Origin of the sequence: Nostocoides sp. (genome assembly GCF_037045025.1) — a bacterium.
GTDB lineage: Bacteria > Actinomycetota > Actinomycetes > Actinomycetales > Dermatophilaceae > Nostocoides_A.
Genome location: NZ_JBAOHM010000007.1, coordinates 70,538 through 90,790 on the forward strand (window position 1 = coordinate 70,538; position 20,253 = coordinate 90,790).

General features: G+C 70.2%; 18 protein-coding genes and 1 pseudogene. 12 read left to right on the forward strand and 7 right to left on the reverse strand.

Annotated features, from left to right (window positions below):
- The first annotated feature begins 90 nt into the window (after positions 1 to 90).
- From V9G19_RS04940 to V9G19_RS04960, 5 genes are read left to right on the forward strand one after another with little or no spacing between them, the layout of a single operon-like run.
- A complete protein-coding gene (locus V9G19_RS04940) occupies positions 91 to 540 on the forward strand; it encodes an SRPBCC family protein (protein ID WP_462284381.1) in 450 nt (149 codons plus the stop codon).
- A gap of 53 nt (positions 541 to 593) precedes the next feature.
- Complete coding sequence (locus V9G19_RS04945) at positions 594 to 1,805, forward strand: ArsA family ATPase (RefSeq protein ID WP_462285026.1); 1,212 nt, start codon at positions 594 to 596, stop codon at positions 1,803 to 1,805.
- Positions 1,802 to 2,158, forward strand: coding sequence for a hypothetical protein (locus tag V9G19_RS04950; protein ID WP_462284382.1), 357 nt, complete (start codon positions 1,802 to 1,804; stop codon positions 2,156 to 2,158). Before V9G19_RS04945 ends, V9G19_RS04950 begins: the two co-directional genes overlap by 4 nt.
- Positions 2,155 to 3,144 carry an ROK family glucokinase gene (locus V9G19_RS04955; protein ID WP_462284383.1) on the forward strand — a complete coding sequence of 330 codons (990 nt, stop codon included), beginning with the start codon at positions 2,155 to 2,157 and terminating at the stop codon, positions 3,142 to 3,144. Before V9G19_RS04950 ends, V9G19_RS04955 begins: the two co-directional genes overlap by 4 nt.
- A complete protein-coding gene (locus tag V9G19_RS04960; RefSeq protein WP_462284384.1) occupies positions 3,141 to 3,842 on the forward strand; it encodes an endonuclease/exonuclease/phosphatase family protein in 702 nt (233 codons plus the stop codon). Before V9G19_RS04955 ends, V9G19_RS04960 begins: the two co-directional genes overlap by 4 nt.
- A 375-nt stretch (positions 3,843 to 4,217) precedes the next feature.
- On the opposite strand, the gene V9G19_RS04965 is transcribed toward V9G19_RS04960, so the two are convergent.
- On the reverse strand, positions 4,218 to 5,324 hold the full coding sequence (locus V9G19_RS04965) for an IS110 family RNA-guided transposase (protein WP_462284385.1): 1,107 nt from the start codon (positions 5,322 to 5,324) through the stop codon (positions 4,218 to 4,220).
- Positions 5,325 to 5,893: 569 nt separating this feature from the next.
- On the opposite strand from V9G19_RS04965, the gene V9G19_RS04970 reads away from it, so the two are divergent.
- The gene (locus V9G19_RS04970) at positions 5,894 to 7,399 is read left to right on the forward strand and encodes an IS1380 family transposase (protein ID WP_462284386.1); all 1,506 of its coding nucleotides are present in this window, start codon (positions 5,894 to 5,896) and stop codon (positions 7,397 to 7,399) included.
- A 166-nt stretch (positions 7,400 to 7,565) separates the two neighbouring features.
- On the opposite strand, the pseudogene V9G19_RS04975 reads toward V9G19_RS04970, so the two are convergent.
- Both V9G19_RS04975 and V9G19_RS04980 read right to left on the reverse strand, forming a co-directional pair.
- Positions 7,566 to 8,702, reverse strand: a pseudogene (locus V9G19_RS04975) (ISAzo13 family transposase); the annotation flags it as partial.
- An 88-nt stretch (positions 8,703 to 8,790) separates the two neighbouring features.
- Entirely contained in the window at positions 8,791 to 9,327 is a 537-nt protein-coding gene (locus V9G19_RS04980; RefSeq protein WP_462284387.1) for a hypothetical protein, read from the reverse strand.
- A 173-nt stretch (positions 9,328 to 9,500) separates the two neighbouring features.
- On the opposite strand from V9G19_RS04980, the gene V9G19_RS04985 reads away from it, so the two are divergent.
- Genes V9G19_RS04985 through V9G19_RS05005 form a run of 5 tightly spaced genes read left to right on the forward strand, consistent with a single transcriptional unit; the run spans position 9,501 to position 14,634 of the window.
- Entirely contained in the window at positions 9,501 to 10,310 is an 810-nt protein-coding gene (locus V9G19_RS04985) for a lysophospholipid acyltransferase family protein (RefSeq protein WP_462284388.1), read from the forward strand.
- Between the two features lie 5 nt (positions 10,311 to 10,315).
- A complete protein-coding gene (macS, locus tag V9G19_RS04990; protein WP_462284389.1) occupies positions 10,316 to 11,464 on the forward strand; it encodes a MacS family sensor histidine kinase in 1,149 nt (382 codons plus the stop codon).
- 16 nt (positions 11,465 to 11,480) lie between these two features.
- Positions 11,481 to 12,131 carry a response regulator gene (locus V9G19_RS04995; RefSeq protein WP_462284390.1) on the forward strand — a complete coding sequence of 217 codons (651 nt, stop codon included), beginning with the start codon at positions 11,481 to 11,483 and terminating at the stop codon, positions 12,129 to 12,131.
- A 60-nt stretch (positions 12,132 to 12,191) separates the two neighbouring features.
- A complete protein-coding gene (locus tag V9G19_RS05000; RefSeq protein ID WP_462285027.1) occupies positions 12,192 to 13,583 on the forward strand; it encodes a class II 3-deoxy-7-phosphoheptulonate synthase in 1,392 nt (463 codons plus the stop codon).
- Positions 13,584 to 13,596: 13 nt separating this feature from the next.
- Positions 13,597 to 14,634: a threonine aldolase family protein gene (locus tag V9G19_RS05005; protein WP_462284391.1), complete on the forward strand. Its 1,038-nt coding sequence runs from the start codon at positions 13,597 to 13,599 to the stop codon at positions 14,632 to 14,634.
- A gap of 3 nt (positions 14,635 to 14,637) precedes the next feature.
- Here V9G19_RS05005 and V9G19_RS05010 read toward each other — a convergent pair whose 3' ends face one another.
- From V9G19_RS05010 to V9G19_RS05020, 3 genes are all read right to left on the reverse strand, one after another.
- Positions 14,638 to 15,552, reverse strand: coding sequence for a DMT family transporter (locus tag V9G19_RS05010; RefSeq protein WP_462284392.1), 915 nt, complete (start codon positions 15,550 to 15,552; stop codon positions 14,638 to 14,640).
- A gap of 2 nt (positions 15,553 to 15,554) precedes the next feature.
- Entirely contained in the window at positions 15,555 to 17,567 is a 2,013-nt protein-coding gene (gene pknB, locus V9G19_RS05015; protein WP_462284393.1) for a Stk1 family PASTA domain-containing Ser/Thr kinase, read from the reverse strand.
- 90 nt (positions 17,568 to 17,657) lie between these two features.
- Positions 17,658 to 18,617 carry a lytic transglycosylase gene (locus tag V9G19_RS05020; RefSeq protein WP_462284394.1) on the reverse strand — a complete coding sequence of 320 codons (960 nt, stop codon included), beginning with the start codon at positions 18,615 to 18,617 and terminating at the stop codon, positions 17,658 to 17,660.
- A gap of 99 nt (positions 18,618 to 18,716) precedes the next feature.
- Between V9G19_RS05020 and V9G19_RS05025 the strand changes: the two genes are divergently transcribed.
- Positions 18,717 to 19,076, forward strand: coding sequence for an Rv2175c family DNA-binding protein (locus tag V9G19_RS05025; RefSeq protein ID WP_462284395.1), 360 nt, complete (start codon positions 18,717 to 18,719; stop codon positions 19,074 to 19,076).
- 21 nt (positions 19,077 to 19,097) lie between these two features.
- Here V9G19_RS05025 and V9G19_RS05030 read toward each other — a convergent pair whose 3' ends face one another.
- Positions 19,098 to 20,180 carry a polyprenyl synthetase family protein gene (locus tag V9G19_RS05030; protein WP_462284396.1) on the reverse strand — a complete coding sequence of 361 codons (1,083 nt, stop codon included), beginning with the start codon at positions 20,178 to 20,180 and terminating at the stop codon, positions 19,098 to 19,100.
- Between the last annotated feature and the right edge of the window lie 73 nt (positions 20,181 to 20,253).

Below are 20,253 nucleotides of genomic sequence, written 5' to 3' on the forward strand. Positions count from 1 at the left end.
ACACGGCCGCGAGCCCCGGCGCAGCTGGCTGCTGTGCTGGGATCACTCCAGGTCAAGCCTAAGCAACCGGCGACGGTAATGTCTCCTGTCATGGCAGACAGCACGCAGGCCTCGATCACGATCGCTGCGGCGGCCGGATCGGTGCTCGACGTCATCGCCGACCTCGAGGTGTATCCCGAGTGGGCGGGAGAAATCACCCACGTCGTCGTCCTGACCGAGGAGGGCGACGGCTGGCCCGATCGGGCCCGGCTGACCATGGACGCCGGAATCATCAAGGACACCTACACCCTCGACTACGACTGGAATGTCACCGACGACGGGACCGGGTCGGTGTCGTGGCGGCTGGTCGAGGCGAGCGTCCTGAAAGTGATGGACGGGACCTATACTCTGCGCGCTATCGACGACGGGGGGACCGAAGTGACCTATGAGCTGACCGTCGACCTGAAGATCCCGGTCCTGGGGATGCTCAAGCGCAAGGCCGAACGGGTCATCATCGACACCGCGCTGACCGGACTGAAGAAGCGGGTCGAGTCGCTCTGAGCGCATCCCCCGCCGTCGCTGCCGCCAGCCCCACGCCCAGCCCCGAGACCCGCATCCTGCTGTTCACCGGCAAGGGTGGGGTCGGCAAAACCACGACCGCTGCCGCCGTCGCTTTGGCCAACGCCCGCCGCGGTGCGGCCACGCTCGTGTTGTCCACCGACGCGGCCCATTCCCTCGGCGATGCCCTCGATAGAGACCTGAGCGCCTCGGGCTCGACCGGTCCGGTGTCGATCGAGCCGTGCCTGCACGCCCTCCAGGCCAGCGGCCGGGCCCACTTCGACGGGTCGTGGACCATCGTCCACGACTATCTCGCCAGCACCCTGTCGAGCCTGGGGGTCGACCCGCTTGTCGCGGAGGAGATGACCTCCCTGCCGGGGTCGGAGGAGATCGCTGCGCTCCTTGAGGTGCGCGACCAGGTGCGCTCCGGCCGGTGGGATCTGGTGATCGTCGACTGCGCGCCCACGGCAGAGACGCTGCGGATGCTCGCCCTGCCGGAGAGCATCGCCTGGCATCTGGGGCGGATGATCCCCGGCACCGTGGGACTGCGGCGGGCCGCTCGTCCGGCCGCCGCCGCCGCGCTCGGCATCCCGCTGCCGGATGTGCGCTTCCTGGAGGTGATCCGGGCGGCATACGAGGACATGCTCGGCGTGCATGAGATCTTGGCCAGCCCGCGCGCGTCCGTGCGCCTGGTGATGACTCCCGAAGCCGTCGTCATCGCCGAGTCGCGTCGCACGTGGACCTCGCTGAGCTTGTATGGCTATGCCGTCGACGCCGTCTATGTCAACAAGGTGCTGCCGCCAAGTGCGGCCGGTGAGGCCGGCGCGGCAGCGGACTGGCTCGCGTCCTGGAATCGGGCCCAAACCGCGGGGATCGCCGAGGTCAGCCAGTCCTTCGATGGCCTCCCGGTCATTCGGGCCCCCTATTTGCCCCAGGAGCCGGTCGGGCCCGACGCGCTGGCAGGCCTGGCGGCCGCGTGGCAGGACGAGGCCCTGACCGGCCACGTCCTCGACGCCGTGGCAACGCGCACGATGCGGGTCGATCGCACGACCGAGGGATACACCCTCGCGTTGCCGCTGCCGTTGACCACCGCCCGGGAGGTGGGACTGCAGCGGCGCGAGGACGAACTCGTCCTGACCGTGGGTGATCACCGCCGCATCGTCACCTTGCCCGCAGTGTTGACTCGATGCACGGTCGTCAGTGCCCGCGTCCGCTCCGGGGCGCTGACCGTGGGCTTTGTCCCCGATCCGGCCCAGTGGCCGCGATGACCGAGGCGGGTGACCCCAAGGCGGCGACCGACTCGCTCGTGGACGAGGCGGTCCGCCTCCTCGCGGCGCTGCGCGAGAGCCAGTCGTCTTCGGGCGACCACCCACCATCGTGCACGTGGTGTCCCGTATGCCGCGGCGTCGAGGCCGTCCGCGCCGTCGACCCCGCCGCCGTCGACCGGTTGACCGTGGCGATCACCTTGCTCGCCCAGGCGCTCAGCGAGTTGGGCGCCCACCTGCGTGAGCGCGTGGTGCCGCCCGGCTACGCTCCGGAGACACCAGCCCACCCGCAGACCAGCGCCAGCAGATCCGGGCAGACCTTCGACATCCCGGTGACCGACGAGGACCCCGAATGAACCCCATCGCCTCCGCGTTGAGCATCGGCATCGACATCGGCGGGACCAAGGTCGCCGGCGGGACCGTCGACCGGGAGGGGCGCGTGCTCGACCGGGCCGGAGCCGACACCCCGGAGCGTTCCAAGAGCCCCAAGGTCGTCGAGGACACGATTGTCGGCGTCGTCGAGGAGTTGCTCGCTCGAGCCGAGCAGTCGGTGGCCACGGTCGGGATCGGTGCGGCCGGTTTCGTGGCCGCCGACCGAGCCACAATCGTCTTTTCGCCGCACCTGTCCTGGCGCAATGAGCCGCTGCGGGACGCGCTCGCCAAGCGGATCCACCTGCCGATCTTCATCGACAACGATGCCAACGCGGCTGTGTGGGCCGAGGGGAAGTTCGGCGCCGCCCGCGGCGAGGAGCACGTGATGATGGTCAACCTCGGCACCGGTATCGGTGGCGGGATCCTCATGGGCGGCAAGGTGATTCGCGGCAGGTTTGGCATCGCCGGGGAATTCGGCCACATGCAGGTCGTCCCCGATGGGCAACGCTGTGAATGCGGCAATCGCGGCTGCTGGGAGCAATACGCCTCGGGCAATGCGCTCGTGCGGGAGGCACGCAGCCTGATGACCGCCAACTCGCCGGTGGTGCGGGATCTCGCCGAGCGGGTCGGCGGTGATCCGCAAAAGCTCACCGGGCCGTTGATCACCGATGCGGCTCGTGAGGGTGACCCGATTGCCGTCGAGTTGCTCGCCGACATCGGCCACTGGCTCGGTGTCGGCATCGCCGACCTGGCGGCCGCCTTTGACCCCGGGATCTTCGTTATCGGTGGTGGCGTCAGCGCAGCCGGGGATCTGCTGCTCGGGCCGGCCCGCACGACCTTCCGGCGTCATCTGACCGGCCGCGGCTATCGCCCCGAGGCCGTCATCGTCGTGGCCTCGCTCGGCAACGAGGCGGGGTTGATCGGTGCCGCCGATCTGGCCCGGTTGACCGCGAGCGGTCAGGACGTATGAGGCGGATCCGGATTGCGAGCTACAACACCCGCGACTTCCTCGACGACCGGGCCGCCGCCGCCCGCGTTATCCGGGCCATCCGGCCAGACGTGCTCTGTCTGCAGGAGGTGCCGCGGCGGTTGTTCTCGCGCACCCGCGTCGGGCTGTTCGCCGCCGACTGTGGGCTGGTGTGGTCGGGGGATCACCGCGGCAGCGGCGGCACGACGATCTTGACGTCGTTGCGGGTGCAGGTGCGCGAATCCCACCATTTCCGGCTTCGGGTCGCGCTCGCGCAGCGCACCCGAGGGTTCGCGCTCGTCAAGGTCGCCCCGCCCGGGCACCTGCCGGTCGCCGTGGCCTCCGTTCACTTGAGCCTACGGCCGCTGGAGCGGGCCGCCCACGCCCAGCACATCCTCGACACCATCGGGCCGGGGACCCCGGTCGTCCTCTGCGGCGACCTGAACGAGGACGCCGACGGGCGGGCCTGGCAGCTGATCGCGACCTCGTTGCGGCTGATCTCGCCGGCAGGCCCGACCTTCCCCTCGCGTGCGCCTCGGACGATGCTCGACGTCATCTTTGCCTCGCCGCAGATCGAGGTCCTGCCACACGAGAGTGTCGAGTTCGACGCCGCCGACCTTGCCGCCGCGAGCGACCACCGGCCCACCTGGGTGGACATCAACCTGCCGGCATTCCCAACTAACTCCGGCATTCCCAACTAACTTCTGCTAGCAGCAGTTAGTCGACCTACCCATACCTTGCAACCTATTGGGAAGCGTGGAACCCCTGCTGATATGTAGGGCCCGTTTGTCAAGTGGCAGGGTGAAGCGGGGTCCTCTCTGGCCGGAGGGGACCCCGCTTCGTCGTTCATCGGAAAGTGGTGGCCGGGAGACAGCGTGTCAATCGACGCGCGGTCAGTCTGATATACGCGGGTTGGTTACCGCAGGGCCCTGGTTTCGGCTGGAGAGTCTCGGCTGGTCTAGGGTCGAGCGTCGCCCCGGCAAGGCTCGGGGTTACTCATAGCAGGTTCGCTGGTTCTCTCCTCGCGCTGCTGCCCGGACACCAGGGGTGTTCCGTGAACGAGGCGTGGTGTGTGGTTAGGTGTCCATGGTGGCCAAAGACCAGCACCAGCCGGCCAGTTCGCGGGCGATGGCGGTGTTGGCGACGGTGTGCCGTTTCTTGTGTGCGGTCATCCGCTGCCAGGACCGGTGCAGCCGCCGGTTGCCGGCGTCACCGCGTTCAGCGGCCACGGCCGGTGCCAGCGCCCACCGTTGCTGCATGGTTTTCCCGGGGGTGTAGGCCTTCTTGTGGTGCCAGGCGGCCTCGATCAGCAGCCGCCGGGCGTGGCTGTTGCCGGTCTTGGTGATCCCTCCTTGGACCCGGCTGGCGCCGGAGGACGACTCGGACGGCACCAGCCCGAGGTAGGAGCCGATCGAGGACCCGGTCAACTGGTGCCAGTCCCCGATCTCCACCGCTAACGCGAACCCCGTCAGTGTCGAGATCCCCCGCAGGCACCCCAACCGTCGGGTGATCGCGGTGTACTCGCTGTCCGCGGCCAACGCCAGGATCTGCTCATCGAGCCGGTCGCGGCGGGCCAGGAGCTGGGTGACCGCGGTGTAGCCATCATCGAACGCGGCCCGTGTCCCCACGCCGTCAGCCCCCAGCTCGTGCGTGCCGATCCGGCGCAGCCACCGGTCATGGCCACCGGTCCAGGCCTTGCCCTGCAGGTAGACATAGCCGTGCCGCAGCAACAACTTCGACAGCTGGTGGCGGGCGCTCATCAACGCCGCCCGGACATCCTCGCGGGCCCGGACCAGATCCCGGGCCGATTCCTGCGCCGGCGTCGGGATGGTCACCGCGACGATGTCGTCATTGCGGGCCAACCGCGCCAACAACATCGCATCCCGCCGGTCGGTCTTAACCCGCTCCCCGCTCGGACGCAACAACTTCGACGGAGCCGCCACCTGCGTGCGGTGACCAGCGGCTAGCAACCCCCGCGCCAGGCCATACCCGGTCGGGCCCGCCTCATAGGTCACCAGCACCGGACCATGCTGCCGCGTCAGATCCGTGACGAACCCGACCACATCCACGGTCCGCGGCCAGACCATCCGCTCGATCACCTCACCGGTCCTCGTGTCGATCGCGGCCGCCCGCACCGACCGGGCGTGGACATCCAACCCAAGACTTGTACGCTCGGTAAACACCGGAGCCTCCTATCCATCGGCCACCAGCCAGCCCTTCTGGCCAGGTGATCCCCGAGTTGTGGCATACGCGAGGCTCCGGGCACAACCCCCACAAGATCATCCACTCACCGGACCCGGGCCAAACCTGCCAACGCGCCAGAGGAGTCAACGTGGAGCACGCGCAGCGCAGCGAGCATGAACGACGTTGACACCGACAAGCGATGGCAGACAATCACCCGCGCCGGCGAATGGAACCTTGCCGAGACCGAACACCCGGAACACTCGCCAACCCCCATAGGGTCTAGCAGCAGTTAGTTAGTTGACGTCGCTCAGTTAGGGCCTGTGAGGAATTAAGCTAGTTTGGGTCGGGCGTGTCGGGGTAGAGGGTGTAGTTCCATTCCCCGTGGAAGGTGTGGCGGTGGAGTATTCCGCGGCGTTCGAGGTCGGGGATGACGGTGTCGGCGATTCTGACCCGGATCCGCGAGTAGTGGTGGGGTGATCGGCGTGTGATGTGACGAAGGTGCTTGTCCTACTGGGAGAATCGGGGTTACGAAGCCTTCGATTGGCCAGCGAGGAGAAGCACCTTGTCGGTGAAGAGAGTACGTGGTCGTGGCCGGGTGCGGAAGCGGGTGCGGATCGGCGCGCCGGATCCGTCGTTGACCGGGACCTCGGGGGTGGCAGCGCTCGCGGAGTTCATCGAGAAACTGGATCTGGTCGGGCGCCTGGACCGGGGGATCGGTGCGATCAAGGAGCGGGAGCGGGGCGCGACGGCCGGGCAGGTGCTGGTGTCGCTGGCGCAGTGCCAGCTGCTCGGCGGGGATGTGCTGGCCGCGTTGGACCGGCAGCGCCAGGATGTGGCCGGGTCCGCGTTGTCGGCGGTGCCGGTGTTGGCCTCGAGCACGGCGGCGGGGTTGGCCCGCCGGTTCGGGCCGGCGCAGCTGGCCGGCCTGGAGAGTGCGGTCGCGGACCTGACCGGTCATGCGGTCGGGTTGTTGCCGGCGTCCCGCCGGGCGGTGCTGGCCGCGGCGGTGACGGTGGACTTGGATTCCACCGATGTGGAGGTGTACGGGCCGACGAAGCAGGGCGTGGCCTACAACTATCACGGTCAGCGCGCGGGCCGTCCGCATCTGGGGACCTGGGCCGAGGCCGGGCTGACCCTGGCCGCGGAGTTGCTCGCGGGGAATGAGGATGTGAGGCCCCGGGCCGCTGACCTGCTGCGCCGCACCCTGGCCGGGATCCCCGAGGACATCCGCTCGGCCGCGGCCGACTGGGATCGGTTGCGGGTGCGCGCGGATGCCGGCTACTTCACCGCCGACCTGGCCCACGCCGCGGTGGCGGCCGGGTGTGACTTCGCCATCGCCGCGAAACGGAACACCGCGATGTGGCGCGCCTACGCCGCCATCCCCGAGGACGCCTGGGGTGCGGCGGAGGGGATGCCCGGCGCGCAGGTCGCCGCGGTCGACTACGCCCCGCAGGGGTGGCCGCCGCACACGTACACCATCGTGCGCCGGGTCCGCATCGAGGCCGAGGACATCTCCGACGACCCCCGCTCACGGCGTCGACGCACCATCGAGAAGAACCAACTCACCCTCGCCTTGGAGGGCGCGGCCACCCACGCCCACGCGGTCTCCTTCATCGTCACCAATATCCCCGCCAACGACCACCCGGCCAACCCCACCGAGCCGGCCGAGCCGGCCGAGCCGGCGGAGCCGGCGGAGCCGGGTGAGGCGGCCGCACCGGTTGCCTCGATCACGCAGGTCGAGTCCTGGTTCCGCCGCCGCACCGACATTGAGGACCGGATCCGGGAAGCCAAACTCGGGGCCGCGCTGCGGCATCTGCCGTCGGGCGACCACGCCATCAACACGGTGTGGATGTGGGCTGCCCTGCTCGCCGGGAACATCTCCGTTCTGCTGCAAGCCCTGACCGGGATCGACCAGCGTCACCGCGCCCACGGCGCCCGCCTACGCCACGAACTGCTCTGCGTCCCAGCCCGCATAGTCCGCCACGGCCGCCAGCTGATCCTGCGGCTGCCGCCCGACCGCCAGCTCCTGCCCACCGTCCTGGCCCGGATCCGGGCCTTACCCACCGCGGCCTAACCCGCCGCGCCCCTGCCCCGACGACCCAGGACCCCGAAGACCCGCCCACCCGAGCGCCACCGGGCCATCCGCGCTGCCCGCACCCAAAAACACACTGCCACAACACAAAATCTATCCGCCGTTCACTGGCCGCCCAACCCACACGCAAGCTACTCGCGGATCCGGGTCTGATGCCGGCGGGGTAGGGGTTGGTGTCGAGGTCGGCGTCGACGTGCAGGCCGGTGGTCGTGGTGGTCGCGGCGATGGTGTTGACGACGACTTCGTGGCTGGTCAGTGGGCGGCTGCGCCAGTTCATGGAGATGTGCGCGAAGAGGCGGTGTTCGATTTTGTTCCATTTGCTGGTGCCGGGGGGTAGGTGGGTGACGGTGATGGTCAGCCCAGTCCGGGTGGCGAGGTCGGCGAGTTCCTTCTTCCACAGCCGGTTTCGGTAGCCGTTGGAGCCGCCGCCGTCGGCACAGATCAGCAGCCGGGTGGCCCCGGGATGGGCCGCGGATCCCACCCGCTGCCACCAGGTCTCGATGGTGTGCACGGCGAACGCGGCGGTGTCGTGGTCGACCCCGACCGATACCCAGCCGGCGTCGTGGGCGACGTCGTAGACGCCGTAGGGGTTGACCTTGCCGAGGTCTTTGTCGGCGAAGTCGTGGACGTTGACCCGTTCCGGCTGGCCGGCCCGGTGCCATTCCCGACCGGGGTTCTTGAACGGTCCGATGAGTTCTTTCTTCGTCGTGTCGACGCTGATCACCGGGTCCCCGCTGACCTGATGGGCCGCTGCCGCGTCGGCCAGGTAGTGGAACTGGGCATCCCGGTCCGGGTGCTGGCTCCCGTCGAGGACCTTGGCGTTGGCCTGTAGCGAGTAGCCGCCCTCGGCCAGCAACCTGCGGGTCACATGATCACTGACCCGGTGACCCTTCGCGCGTAACTCCCGGGTCAAGGTCCGGATCGACTTACTCGTCCACCGCAACGTCGACATCGGATCCCCCAGCGTGGCCGGTTCGATCAACGCATCGAAATCCGTTGCCAGCGAAGGATCATGGGCCTCAACCCGCTTGCGCCCACCGCCCGGGCGGCGCGAGCGGCCGGGCGCCAATTCCACCCCACCACTGGCCTCGGCCCGACCCCGGCGCACCGTGTCCGCCGCCACTCCGGTCGCCGCGGCGACCACCGCCACGCCCTCGGCGCCGAACTCGGCCGCCTCCGCCCCAAGCCACAACCGACGCTGGAACTCCGACAAATGCGGCGCCACCACCGCATACCGGCGCGCCAACGACTCCGACTCCGACACCGACACCGCGGACGTGGACATACCACAACCGTAGCCGTCCCAACCCCCTAAAACGAAGTTATTTCGTCACAAGCTCTTAGCTGACGCGGCACATCCGAGGCTGGGTGTCTTAGACGACAGCACCGTTGCCGGGACCGCGCTCGCGGGGACCGCGCAGGACGAGCAGGACAAAGCCGCCGACGCACATGGACAGCGACAACCACGTCCACCACTCGCCGACGTTGGGGTTGAAGACGACCAGCCACACCAGGATTAGCGGCCCCCCGATCAGGCCAAGCAGCATCGCCCAGAAGTGGAGGTCGTCCTGCGGAGGCAGCGGCGCGGGCGGCGGCGGGATGAAGTGCTCGTCGTCTTCGGCGTCTAGCGCCTCGTCGAACGTCGGGCCGTAGGCGCCGCGCCACACCGGGATCGTCTCGCCGAGAAGGGTCTCCGACGCGCCGCCGGGGCGCTCCTGGGGGACCGGCTCACGCCCAGCGTCACCGACGGCGCGTTCGGCGTCGCCGGGCGCGCGATCGGCGGGAGGGGCGTCGATAGCTTGCGGGTCGGCGTCGCGGGCAAAGTCGGGATCCTGCTCGAGGGAGGCGATGATCTCGGCGAACCGTTGGTCGAAGTCATCGTCGTGCAAGCGGGGCTCTTGCTCGCGCACGGGGTCGACTCCTTTGCCACGGCCTGCGGCCGCCAGGCCGCTCCACGAGGACAGTGATTATCCCCACGCCCATCCTCGCATGTCCGACACGTCCAGCGAAAGTGCGCGCGTCCATCGCGGGCCCGCCAGGTGCCGTAGAGTTCGGGCGGCACACGTCGTGGAGGTGGCTGGTCTTGGTCTTTTGGCTCTTGCGGTGGGTCCTGCTCGGGCCGTTCCTTCGACGGCTCTTTGAGCTCGACGTCGAGGGGCTGGAACACGTGCCCACCCAGGGCCCGGCCATCTTGGCGAGCAACCACCTCTCGTTCTCCGACTCCTTCTTCCTAGGCGCTGCCGGAACGCGCCGGGTCACCTATCTCGCCAAGGCCGACTACTTCACCGGCCGAGGGCTGAAGGGTCGGCTGACCGCGGCGTTCTTCCGCGCCGCCGGCCAGGTGCCGGTCGATCGCTCCGGCGGGCGCGCCAGCGACGGAGCCTTGCACGCGGGTCTGGAGGTGCTGCAGCGGGGTGAACTCCTCGGCATTTACCCCGAGGGAACCCGCAGCCCCGATGGCCGGCTCTATCGCGGACGCACTGGGGTGGCCCGGCTCGCCCTGGAGGGCAAGGTTGCGGTGATCCCGGTGGCAATGGTCGGCACAGGCGAGGCGCAGCCCACCGGTCAAGTCGTGCCCAAGCTGACGCCGGTGACGGTCCGCTTCGGTGCGCCCCTGGACTTCTCCCGCTACGAGGGCATGGCCGACGACCGGTTCGTGCTGCGTTCGGTCACCGACGAGATCATGTATCAGCTGATGCTGTTGTCCGGACAGGACTACGTCGACGTCTATGCCTCCAGCCACAAGAAGCGGCTGCTGCACGGTGGCCGTTCCCGCGGCGGCGAGCCGCGCCTGGTGACCGCGATCGAGCCACCGAGCGATCCACACATCGTGACACCGTCCGACTCGGGTACTGCTCCGGTGGAGGACTACACGGCCCGCAAGGCCAGCTGACGGCGGTGCGTGCCGAGCCCGTCGTGGTCGGCGCGATGACGCGCGGGTTGACCGCCTTCCGCCCGCTGGCCCTTGCGTATGCCGCCCTGATGGCCTGGCTGCACGTCGAGGACATGAACCGGCCAGCGGTGGCCGTGGCCGTCCTCGCCGGGCTGGGGGCCTGGACCCTCGTCACCATCATCTGGCGCACGATCACCTGGCCCAGCGTGGCCGTCGACGTGGGCCTGGCGGTCGCCGGGATCCTGGCCACCACCTGGGCCTATCCGCGCGCCGGCATCGTGGCAGGAGCGATGACGCTCCCGAGCATCTGGTCGGCTTCCGGCGTCGTCGCCGCAGCGATCAAGGGCGGGGAGCGCTGGGGGATCGCGGCGGCCCTGGTGGTGGCGCTCGCCGATATCGTCGAGGTGGGTCGGGTCAACCAGGGGACGATGCACAACATCGTCCTGCTGCTGCTCGTCGGCTCGCTGATCGGCCTGTCCGCGCGCCTGGCCCGCGAGAGCCAAGGCTTCTTCGAGGCCTCGGTTCGGGCCGAGGAGGCGTATGCCGAACGCGAGCGGCTCTCGCGGGTCGTCCATGACGGCGTGCTCCAGACGTTGAGCTATATCCACCGCCGGGGCCGGGAGATCGGTGGTCCGGGCGTGGAGCTGGCTGAGATGGCCGGGGAGCAGGAGCGCTCGCTGCGGGCGTTGGTGACGGTCGGTCGCGGCATACCCGCCGGACGCGCTCGAGAGGAACTCGGCGCCCGCCTGCGGGCCCTGGAATCGAGCACCGTCTCGGTCAGCCTGCCGGGCTCGCCGGTCGAGCTTCCCGCCGAGCGCTGCGCGGAGTTGGCGGCCGCGGTCGCGGCGGCCGTCGACAACGTCTATCGGCACGCCGGCGACGACGCGCGCGCCTGGGTGCTGCTGGAGGATCTCGGCGCCGACGTGGAAATCACCGTGCGGGACAACGGGTCTGGTATGCCGCCTGGCCGGCTCGCCGAGGCCGCCGCCCAGGGGCGCCTCGGCGTCGCCGCGAGCATCCGCGGCCGGCTCAGCGAGCTCGGCGGAAGCGCCGAGTGGTCCTCATCGCCGGGGAAGGGCTGTTGCGTCAGCCTGCGGGCCCCCAAGGAGTTGCAGCCCCTGGCTCGACCTCGAGCAACGGGAGGCACCCGATGAGAACTGGAAGCCACTCATGACCCTGCGCGTCGTCGTCGCCGACGATCACCCCCTGTGGCGCGATGCCCTCGCCGAGGACCTCGCCAAGGCCGGGATGGACGTGGTCGCCACGGCCCCCGACGGGCCGGCGGCGGTGCGCCGGACCAAGGCGACCCGCCCCGACGTCCTGCTGCTCGACCTGAACCTCCCCGGCCTGCACGGGGCCGATGTGTGCGCCGAGGTCAGTGGGCTGGGCACCAAGGTGCTCATCCTCTCGGCGAGCGGCGAGGAGGCCGATGTGCTCGCGGCGATGAAGGCCGGCGCCTCCGGCTATCTCGTCAAGTCCGCGACCCGGGAGGAGATCCTCGATGCGGTCCACGAGACCGCCGCCGGCCGCGCGACCTTCACCCCGGGCCTGGCCGGACTCGTTCTCGGCGAGTTCCGCAAACTGGCGGCCGAGCCACCGGCCGAGAGTTCCCGGCCGGTCCCGGAGCTGACCGACCGGGAGGTGGAGATCCTGCGGCTGGTTGCCGTCGGGCTGTCGAGCAAGGAGATCGCCGAGCAGCTGGTCATCTCCCACCGCACCGTCCAAAACCACGTCCAGAACACGCTCGGGAAGCTGCAATTGCACAACCGGGTCGAGCTGACCCGCTTCGCCATCGAGCGCGGCTTGGACGAACCGCGCTGAGGACACCCCGGCTGCGATACGCCGCGGGGGAGCCTGTCCGTCGTGGCGGCCCTGTCCGTCATGTCGACACGCCTCGGGGCGCCGCCACGTGGCGCCTATCCTTGTCCGGTGACCGCCACCGCCGAACCGATGAGTCTGTTGCTCGATGGGCCCGCGCGCCCGGCAGCGCAGCAGCCGGTCTGGCCCGACGACACTGCGCTGAAGCAGGCGGTCGACACCCTGTCGATCATGCCGCCGATCGTCTTTGCCGGCGAGTGCGACGTCCTGCGTGACCGCCTGGCGGCGGCCTCGCGTGGGGAGGCGTTCGTCCTGCAGGGCGGCGACTGCGCCGAGACCTTCGCCGCGGCGACCGCGGACAATATCCGCGACCGGGTCAAGACCCTGCTGCAGATGGCCGCGGTGTTGACCTATGGCGCCTCGGTGCCGGTGGTCAAGGTCGGCCGGATGGCCGGGCAATATGCCAAACCCCGCAGCAGCGACACCGAGACCCGGGGCGAGGCCAGCCTGCCGGCCTACCGCGGCGACATGGTCAACGACTTCGAGTTCACCCCGGAGGCCCGCAACCCCGACCCGCAGCGCCTGGTGCGCGCCTATCACGCGAGCACGGCGACGTTGAACCTCGTGCGGGCCTTCACGACCGGCGGCTTCGCCGACCTGCGGCACGTGCACGACTGGAACAAGGGGTTTATCGCCACGCCGGCCAATGCGGCATACGAGCGGCTGGCGCACGACATCGACAAGGCGATGCGGTTCATGATCGCCTGCGGCGCCGATTTCGAGAAGATGAAGTCGACCGAGTTCTTCGCCGCCCACGAGGCGCTCATCCTCGACTACGAGCGGCCGCTGACCCGGGTCGACTCGCGCAGCGGCAGGCTCTATGACACCTCCGGTCACTTCGTCTGGGTGGGGGAGCGCACCCGGCAACTCGACGGGGCGCACATCGACTTCCTGACGCGGGTGCACAACCCGGTCGGGGTGAAGCTGTCGGCCACGGCGAGCGCCGGCTACGTCGAGCAGGTCATGGATCTGGTCGACCCCGATCGCACGCCGGGGCGGCTGACGTTCATCACCCGGATGGGCGCCCGCCAGGTCCGTGATGGGCTGCCGCCGATCATCGAGGCGGCCCAGGCGGCCGGTTCGGTGGCGACCTGGATCTGCGATCCGATGCACGGCAACACCTTTGAGTCCTCGGCTGGTTTCAAGACCCGCGACTTCGCCGACATCGTCGAGGAGGTGCGTGGCTTCTTCGAGGTCCACCGGGGGCTCGGGAGCGTGCCGGGCGGGATGCATGTGGAGCTGACCGGCAACGACGTCACCGAGTGCATCGGTGGGGCCGCCAAGATCCTCGACGCCGACCTGACCAAACGCTATGAGAGCGTGTGCGATCCGCGCCTGAACCACCGTCAGGGTCTCGAGTTGGCCTTCGTGGTCGCCGAGATGCTCGGCGACTGAGAGCGGGGAGGCGATGGCCGAGATCACGGTTGACTTGCTGTCCGACACTCTGACCCGTCCCAGCGAGGGCATGCGCCAGGCGATGGCGGGCGCCGACGTCGGCGATGACGTCTTCGGTGAGGACCCCACCGTCCGGGCGCTGGAGGAGCGGGTCGCCGGCCTGCTCGGCCACGAGGCCGGCTTGTTTGCGCCGACCGGGTCGCTGGCCAACCAGCTGGGGATCCGGCTGCACACCGGACCGGGCCGGGAGTTGATCGCCGACTCGCTCGCACACATCCTGCGCGCGGAACTCGGTGCGGGAGCGACCTTTTCGGGCATCACCTCCCGCACCTGGTCGGCGCCGGACGGCAAAGCCGACCCCGCTGTCGTGCTGGGGATGATGACCCCGATCGCCGATGCCTACCAGGTCTCGACCGCGCTCATCGCGCTGGAAAACACGCACAACTTCGCCGGCGGCACCATCACGCCGTATGACGCGTTGCAGGCCATCCGCGAGGGGTCCCTCCAGCACGGCGTCCGGATGCATCTCGACGGCGCGCGGCTGTGGAACGCGCACGTCGCCACCGGGGTGGAGCTGGCGGCATACGGGCAATTGTTTGACACGGTCAGCGTCTGCCTGAGCAAGGGGCTGGGCGCGCCGGTCGGCTCGGTGCTCGTCGGGTCGGCGGACGCGATGGCGGCGGCGCGGGTCTGGCGCAAGCGTTATGGCGCCGGGATGCGCCAGGTCGGCATCCTCGCCGCCGCCGGCCTGTATGCGCTCGACCACAACCTGGTGCGCCTCGGCGACGACCACGACCGGGCCGCACGCTTTGCGGGCGCGATCGCCGAGATCGACCCGGCCCTGCTGGCCGCGCCCGCCGAGACCAATATCGTCATGCTCGACGCCGGCGCTGTCGGTCGATCCGCTGCCGATATCGTTGCCGCGCTGGCGGATCGGGGCGTGCGCGGCTATGCGATGTCGCCGACGCGGGTGCGTCTGGTCTGGCATCTGGACATCGACGACGCCGGCACCGAGACGGCGATTGCCGCCGCCAGCGCCGTCTTGGGTTGACCCTTACAGGCCCTCGTGGTGCAGGGCCTCCGCGGGCACCTCGGGCGCGCGCGGCTGCTCCCGGCGACCGCCCAATTCGGCGAGATACATCGCGGCGAGAACGAGCGTGCCGCCGAGCAGCATCCGCGCGGTCAGAGACTCGCCGCCGAAGAGCACGGCGAAGAGCGCGGCAAAAACCGGTTCGGTGGTCATCACGATGGCCGCGCGGGTGGCGCTCATGTGGGCCTGGGCCCAGGTCTGGGCCCACAGCGCGAACGCGCCGGCGATCAGCGCCATGTAGAGCAGCGCGGCCCACTGGCCCCCGCCGCGGGGCAGGGTCAGCCCGCCGGGGAGGGCGGCGGGCAGATTGACCAGGCTGATCACGGCCGCCTGCACGCACGCCATGCCGGTGGCCTGCGCGGCCGTCGACCAGCGGCCGAGGCCGACGATGTGCACGGCATACAGCAGCGCGGCAGCGAGCGTCAGGCTCTCGCCGACGCCGACCGACAGGCCGCGCAGCGAGAGCACCGCCAAGCCGGCGGTGGCGAGCAGCACGGCCACCCAGGTGGCCCGGGTGACCCGATCCCGTAGGACGAGCGCCGCGATCAGCGGGGTGAGCACGACATAGGCGCCGGTGACGAATCCGGACACCGATGCGGTGGTGTGCTCCAGCCCGATGGTCTGCAGTAACTGGGCGCCGCCATAGACCGCGCCCAGGATGAGCGCGAACCGCAACTGCGCCGCGGGGAGAGTCCGGATGTGCCGGTGGAACACCACGGCCATAGCCAACGCGGCAACGGCGAACCGCAGAACGAGGAAGTCGGCCGACGGGACGGTCTCGACGAGGTCACGGATGAGGAAGAAGGTCGAGCCCCAGGTGGCCGTGACGACAAGGAGCAGGAGCGTCGCCCACAGCCGCGCTCGGTCGCTGCCCGGCACGCTTAGACGATCGTGATCGTCACGGTGCTGCCCTTGGGCGCCATGGAGTCCCCGGCGGGCGTCTGCCCGGTGCACTGATCGATCGGGGCGCCGAGGAAGCGATTGACATCGACCTTGAAGCCGGCGGCCTCAAGGATCGCCACCGCCTCGGCCTCGGTCTTGCGATAGACATTGGGGACCAGCACCATCTCGGGCCCCTTGGATATGGCCACGGTGACCGTGCCGCCCTTGGGCAGGGTGCCCGTGGCGGGCTGCTGCTCGGCGACCTTGCCCTTCTCGACGTCGAGGCTGTAGACCTCCTCACCGGTGGCCATGACCAGCCCCAATCCGGTCAGGATGCTCTCGGCCTCCTGGGGGGTCTTGCCGGTCAGGTGGGGCACGTCAATCGGCCTGACGCCGAGGCTGAGCACGAGATTGACGGCGGCGCCGCGTTTCAGCGCTGTTCCCGTCGGCGGGGTGCTGGAGATCACCCTGTTGGTCGAGACCGTCTCGCTGTAGTCCTGGCTCACCGTCCCCGCGCGCAGCCGCGCCTTGGTCAGTGCCGCGACCGCCTCGTCCCGGGTTTTGCCGACGAGGTCGGGCACCTCGTAGCGCTCCGGGCCCTTGGACACGGTGACGGTAACCGTGTCACCGCGGTGGGCGACGGTCCCGACCAAGGGATCGCTGGCGATTACGATGCCCTTGGCGACGGTCTCGCTGAAGGTTGGGTCCAGGTGGGCATCGAGGTGGGCCCGGTCCAGGGCGGTCACCGCCTCGGACTGGGTCAGGGCCGCCAGTCGGGGCACGGTCGTGGTGGCTCCCGGCCCAAGAAGCATCCACCACGCGCCCGCGGCGATGCCCAGCAGCAGCGCGAGCAGGAGGACCGGGATCCAGGTGCGCCGCCGCCGCGGGGCGGCGGTCCGATCGGGCGTGCGCCTCGTCGCGGACGGCCGAGAGGCCCGAGGCGGGACAGTGGCCGCGGCCTGCCGCGACAGTGACGGGGCGGCCGGTTGTGACAAAGACGCGGCGGCCGGCGGTGACGCCTGCGTCGCGCTCACCTCGGCGACGTCGAGGACGGCGGTGTCGGTCACGACGCCGCTCGCAGTACCGGCGCCAGGGACCGGCAACGGGGCGGTCTCGCCGGCCAGCGCTCCGGTCGTGACCGGGAGGCGGTCGAGGATCGATGGGCTCAGCCGGCCGCGGACGTGGCGCAACTCCTGGAGGAACTCGCCGGCGTCGGCCGGCCGGTCCTGCGGGTTCTTGGCGGTCGCCATCGCAACGAGCGAGTCGAGGGCCACGGGCAAGCCGGCGACGATGCTCGAGGGGGCGGGCACGCCGCGATGCAGGTGCTGGTAGATGACGTTGGGGATCGAGTCGCCGGTGAACGCCGTGCGGCCGGTGAGCAATTCAAAGAGAATCAGCCCCGCCGAGTAGACATCGGAGCGGGTGGTGACGGCGCTCTGCTCGATCTGCTCGGGCGAGATATACGACAGCGTGCCGAGAACCTCGGTGGCGCCCGCGGTCGCGGTCTCGGCCGTGACCGCGCGGGCCAGTCCGAAGTCGGCGACCTTGACCTGGCCGTCGTCGCGCAGGATGACGTTCTCGGGTTTGACGTCGCGGTGCATCAAGCCGGCCGCGTGGGCGGCGGCCAGCGCCTCCAGCACTGGTTCCATGATGTCCAGCGCCGCCCGCGGCGTCAGCGGACCCTCGTCCTGCAGCACCTCCCGCAGCGTCCGTCCGGGGACGAACTCCATCGCGAGGAAGATCTGCCCGTCGTCCTCGCCCTGGTCGAAGACCGCGACGAAATTGGGATGTGAAACGCGCGCGGCCGACCGGGCCTCGCGCCGGAATCGAGAGACGAACGCCTCGTCGGCCGCCAGGTGCGGACGCATCACCTTCAACGCGACCGTCCGCTCCAGGCGCGTGTCGACGGCGCGGTAGACGCTCGCCATGCCCCCGCTCGCGATCAGCTCCTCGACCCGGTAGCGCCCGTCGAGGAGGGCCCCGACGAGCGGGTCGGAGTCGGGCAGGGTCACGCGCGAATCTTACGGTGCCCGGCTTGGCGCTCCGGTCCACCACACCGGCGCGCGCTCGGGTTCGTCGCGCCGGTGTTCAGCGGCCGGATCTCACAGGCGCGTCATGAAGTACTTGACGTTTGCCACATATTGCCGGGTGTCGGCGAACCACCCGTTCTCCCGCACCGAGCCGAGACCCTGGTAGTAGGCGGCGATCACCTCGTCCTGGTCCTTGGCCATGGCGCCGAGCTGACGCAAGATGACGACACCGGCTGTGACATTGTCCTGCGGATTGCTCAGGTCGAGGCTGCGGCCGATGAGGCCGCCGGCCCAGCTGCCCGACTCGGGCATGACTTGCATCGCGCCGACGGCGCCGGCGCCGGAGCGCGCGGCTTGGTTCCAGCCGGACTCCTGCCAGCCGATCGCCTTGGCGAGGCGCTGATCGACGCCGTATGCCGATGCCGTCGCCGCGATCAGATCCCGGGTCTGGCTCTGGCTGGGCATCGTGTTAGCCCACTTCGCGGCCGCCGCGGTGGGGCCGGTGCTCGCGGCGGCGCCGGATGCACCCGCGGACGCGGACGCGGTGCCGCTGGTCGTGGCGCCGCCGCCGATCTTGAGGGTCTGCCCGGGGAAGATGAACGCGCCCGGCGAGATGCCATTGGCCGCGGCGATGGCCGCGACGCTGGAGCCGGTCGCCGCCGCGATGTGGCTGAGCGTGTCACCGGCGCGGACGGTGTAGCTGCCGCCCCCGCCTGCCGCGGCCGGGCTGGCCGCCGCCGAGGTCCCGGCGCCCGAGGGGATCGTCAGGGTCTGGCCCGGATAGATCATCCCGGGGTTGGACAGGGAGTTGGCGGCCACGAGGGCGCCGACCGACGTCCCATAGCGCTGGGCCAGGTCGAACAGCGTCTCGCCCGCGGCGACCGTGTGCCGCTGCGAGGTCGTCGAATGGCTGACCACCACCGGGACCGACAACGCCGGGGCGAGGGCGGCCGGACGCGCCGCGGTGGGCACTGCGGCCGGCAATGTGGCAGAGAGGGCAGCAGTCAGGGCAAGCAGCGGCAAGGGCGCCATGCAGGGGTGGTCCTTCCAGGGCCAGACACGGGGGACGTGCGGGGGAGACGGGTGACGAACGCGCCCGAGAATAACCCACCCTGTGACAGTGTGTCTGCCGTGGATCCGAAGGATGATGTGGTACAAGCCTGGCTCACCATTCCCGAGGTCGCCGAGCGGCTTTCGGTGCGCGTCACCGCGGTCCGCCGGCTGCTCGAGGACCGCGACCTGGTCGCGGTGCGACGGGGCGAGCGCCGGGTGCTGTCGATCCCGGCGGGCTTCCTCGACGACGACGGTCCGGTGGCGGCGCTCAAGGGCACCTTCACCGTCCTGGCGGACGGCGGCTTCGACGACGAGGAGATCATCGACTGGCTGCACGCGCCCGATCCGTCCTGGCCGGCAGGGGAGAACGCCCTCGGCGCGATCCGGGCCGGCTTCAAGACCGAGGTGCGCCGCCGGGCGATGGAGGAGGCGATGTGACCACTCCGGAGCGGGGAATGCTCAGGTGCTGCGTGCGGTGGTGCGGTCGGCGAGTTCGTCCAGGGCGGCGGCAGCCGCCGGGGTGATCCTCGCGCCGGCGAGCGCCGCGCGGGCGCTCGCGACCAACTCGGTGATCCGGGCCTCCACCGTATCGAGTGCGCCGGCGGCGACGATCAGCGCACGGAGGCGCTCGATCTGCTCGGGGCCGAGGTCGGGGCGGCCGAGCCAGTGCTCGGCATACGCGACCTCGTCGGTGGTGAGCCCGTCGAGCGTGTGCGCGAGCAACACCGTGCGCTTGCCCTCGCGCAGATCGTCGCCCGCCGGTTTGCCGGTCACCCTCGGGTCGCCGAAGACACCGAGGACGTCGTCGCGCAGCTGGAAGGCCAGGCCGAGCGCCACGCCATACCCCGAGAGGGCCGTGCGCGCTGCCTGGTCGAGATCACCGGCGAGAGCGCCGACCAACAGCGGGTGCTCGATGGAGTATTTCGCCGACTTGAAGGTCATCATCCGCTCGCCGGCGGCGATCCGAGCGGCGGTGTCCATCTCGCTCCATGGGCGCACCGAGGTGACGACGTCGAGGTATTGCCCGGCCATCAGCTGGGTTCGCATCCGGTCGAAGACGCCGCGCGCGCGGGCCAGGGCCGCGGCGGGCAGGCCGCACTCATCGAAGGCCTGGTCGGCCCAGCCGAGGCACAGATTGCCCGCCAAGATGGCGCCGGCGACCCCGAACCGGGCGCCGTCACCGTCCCACGCGTGCCGGGCGTGCGTTGCCTCCAGCGCTCGGTGGGCGGTGGGGTGACCCCGTCGAGTATCGCTGGCGTCGATGACGTCGTCGTGGATCAGGGCGCCCGCCTGGATGAACTCCATCGCCGCGGCGAGCGCGATCACGGCGTCACTGTCGGGGGCGTTGGCGGCGCGGTAGCCGGCATACAGGAAGATCGGGCGCAATCGCTTCCCGCCGCGCAGCAAGGTTGTGACGACGCCGAGCAGGTCGTCCGCTTCCGGTTGCAGCTCGGCCAAGTCGGCGCTGCCCCGCTCCAGCTGGGCGGCGACGGCGGCATCGACCCGCGAGCGCACGGCGTCCAGGTCGATCCGCTCGCCCACCGGCGCCTCCTGCTGGACTCGTCGTGGCTGGCTTGGATGTGGCTGGCCTCAACTGTATGCCGCGCCCGCAGCC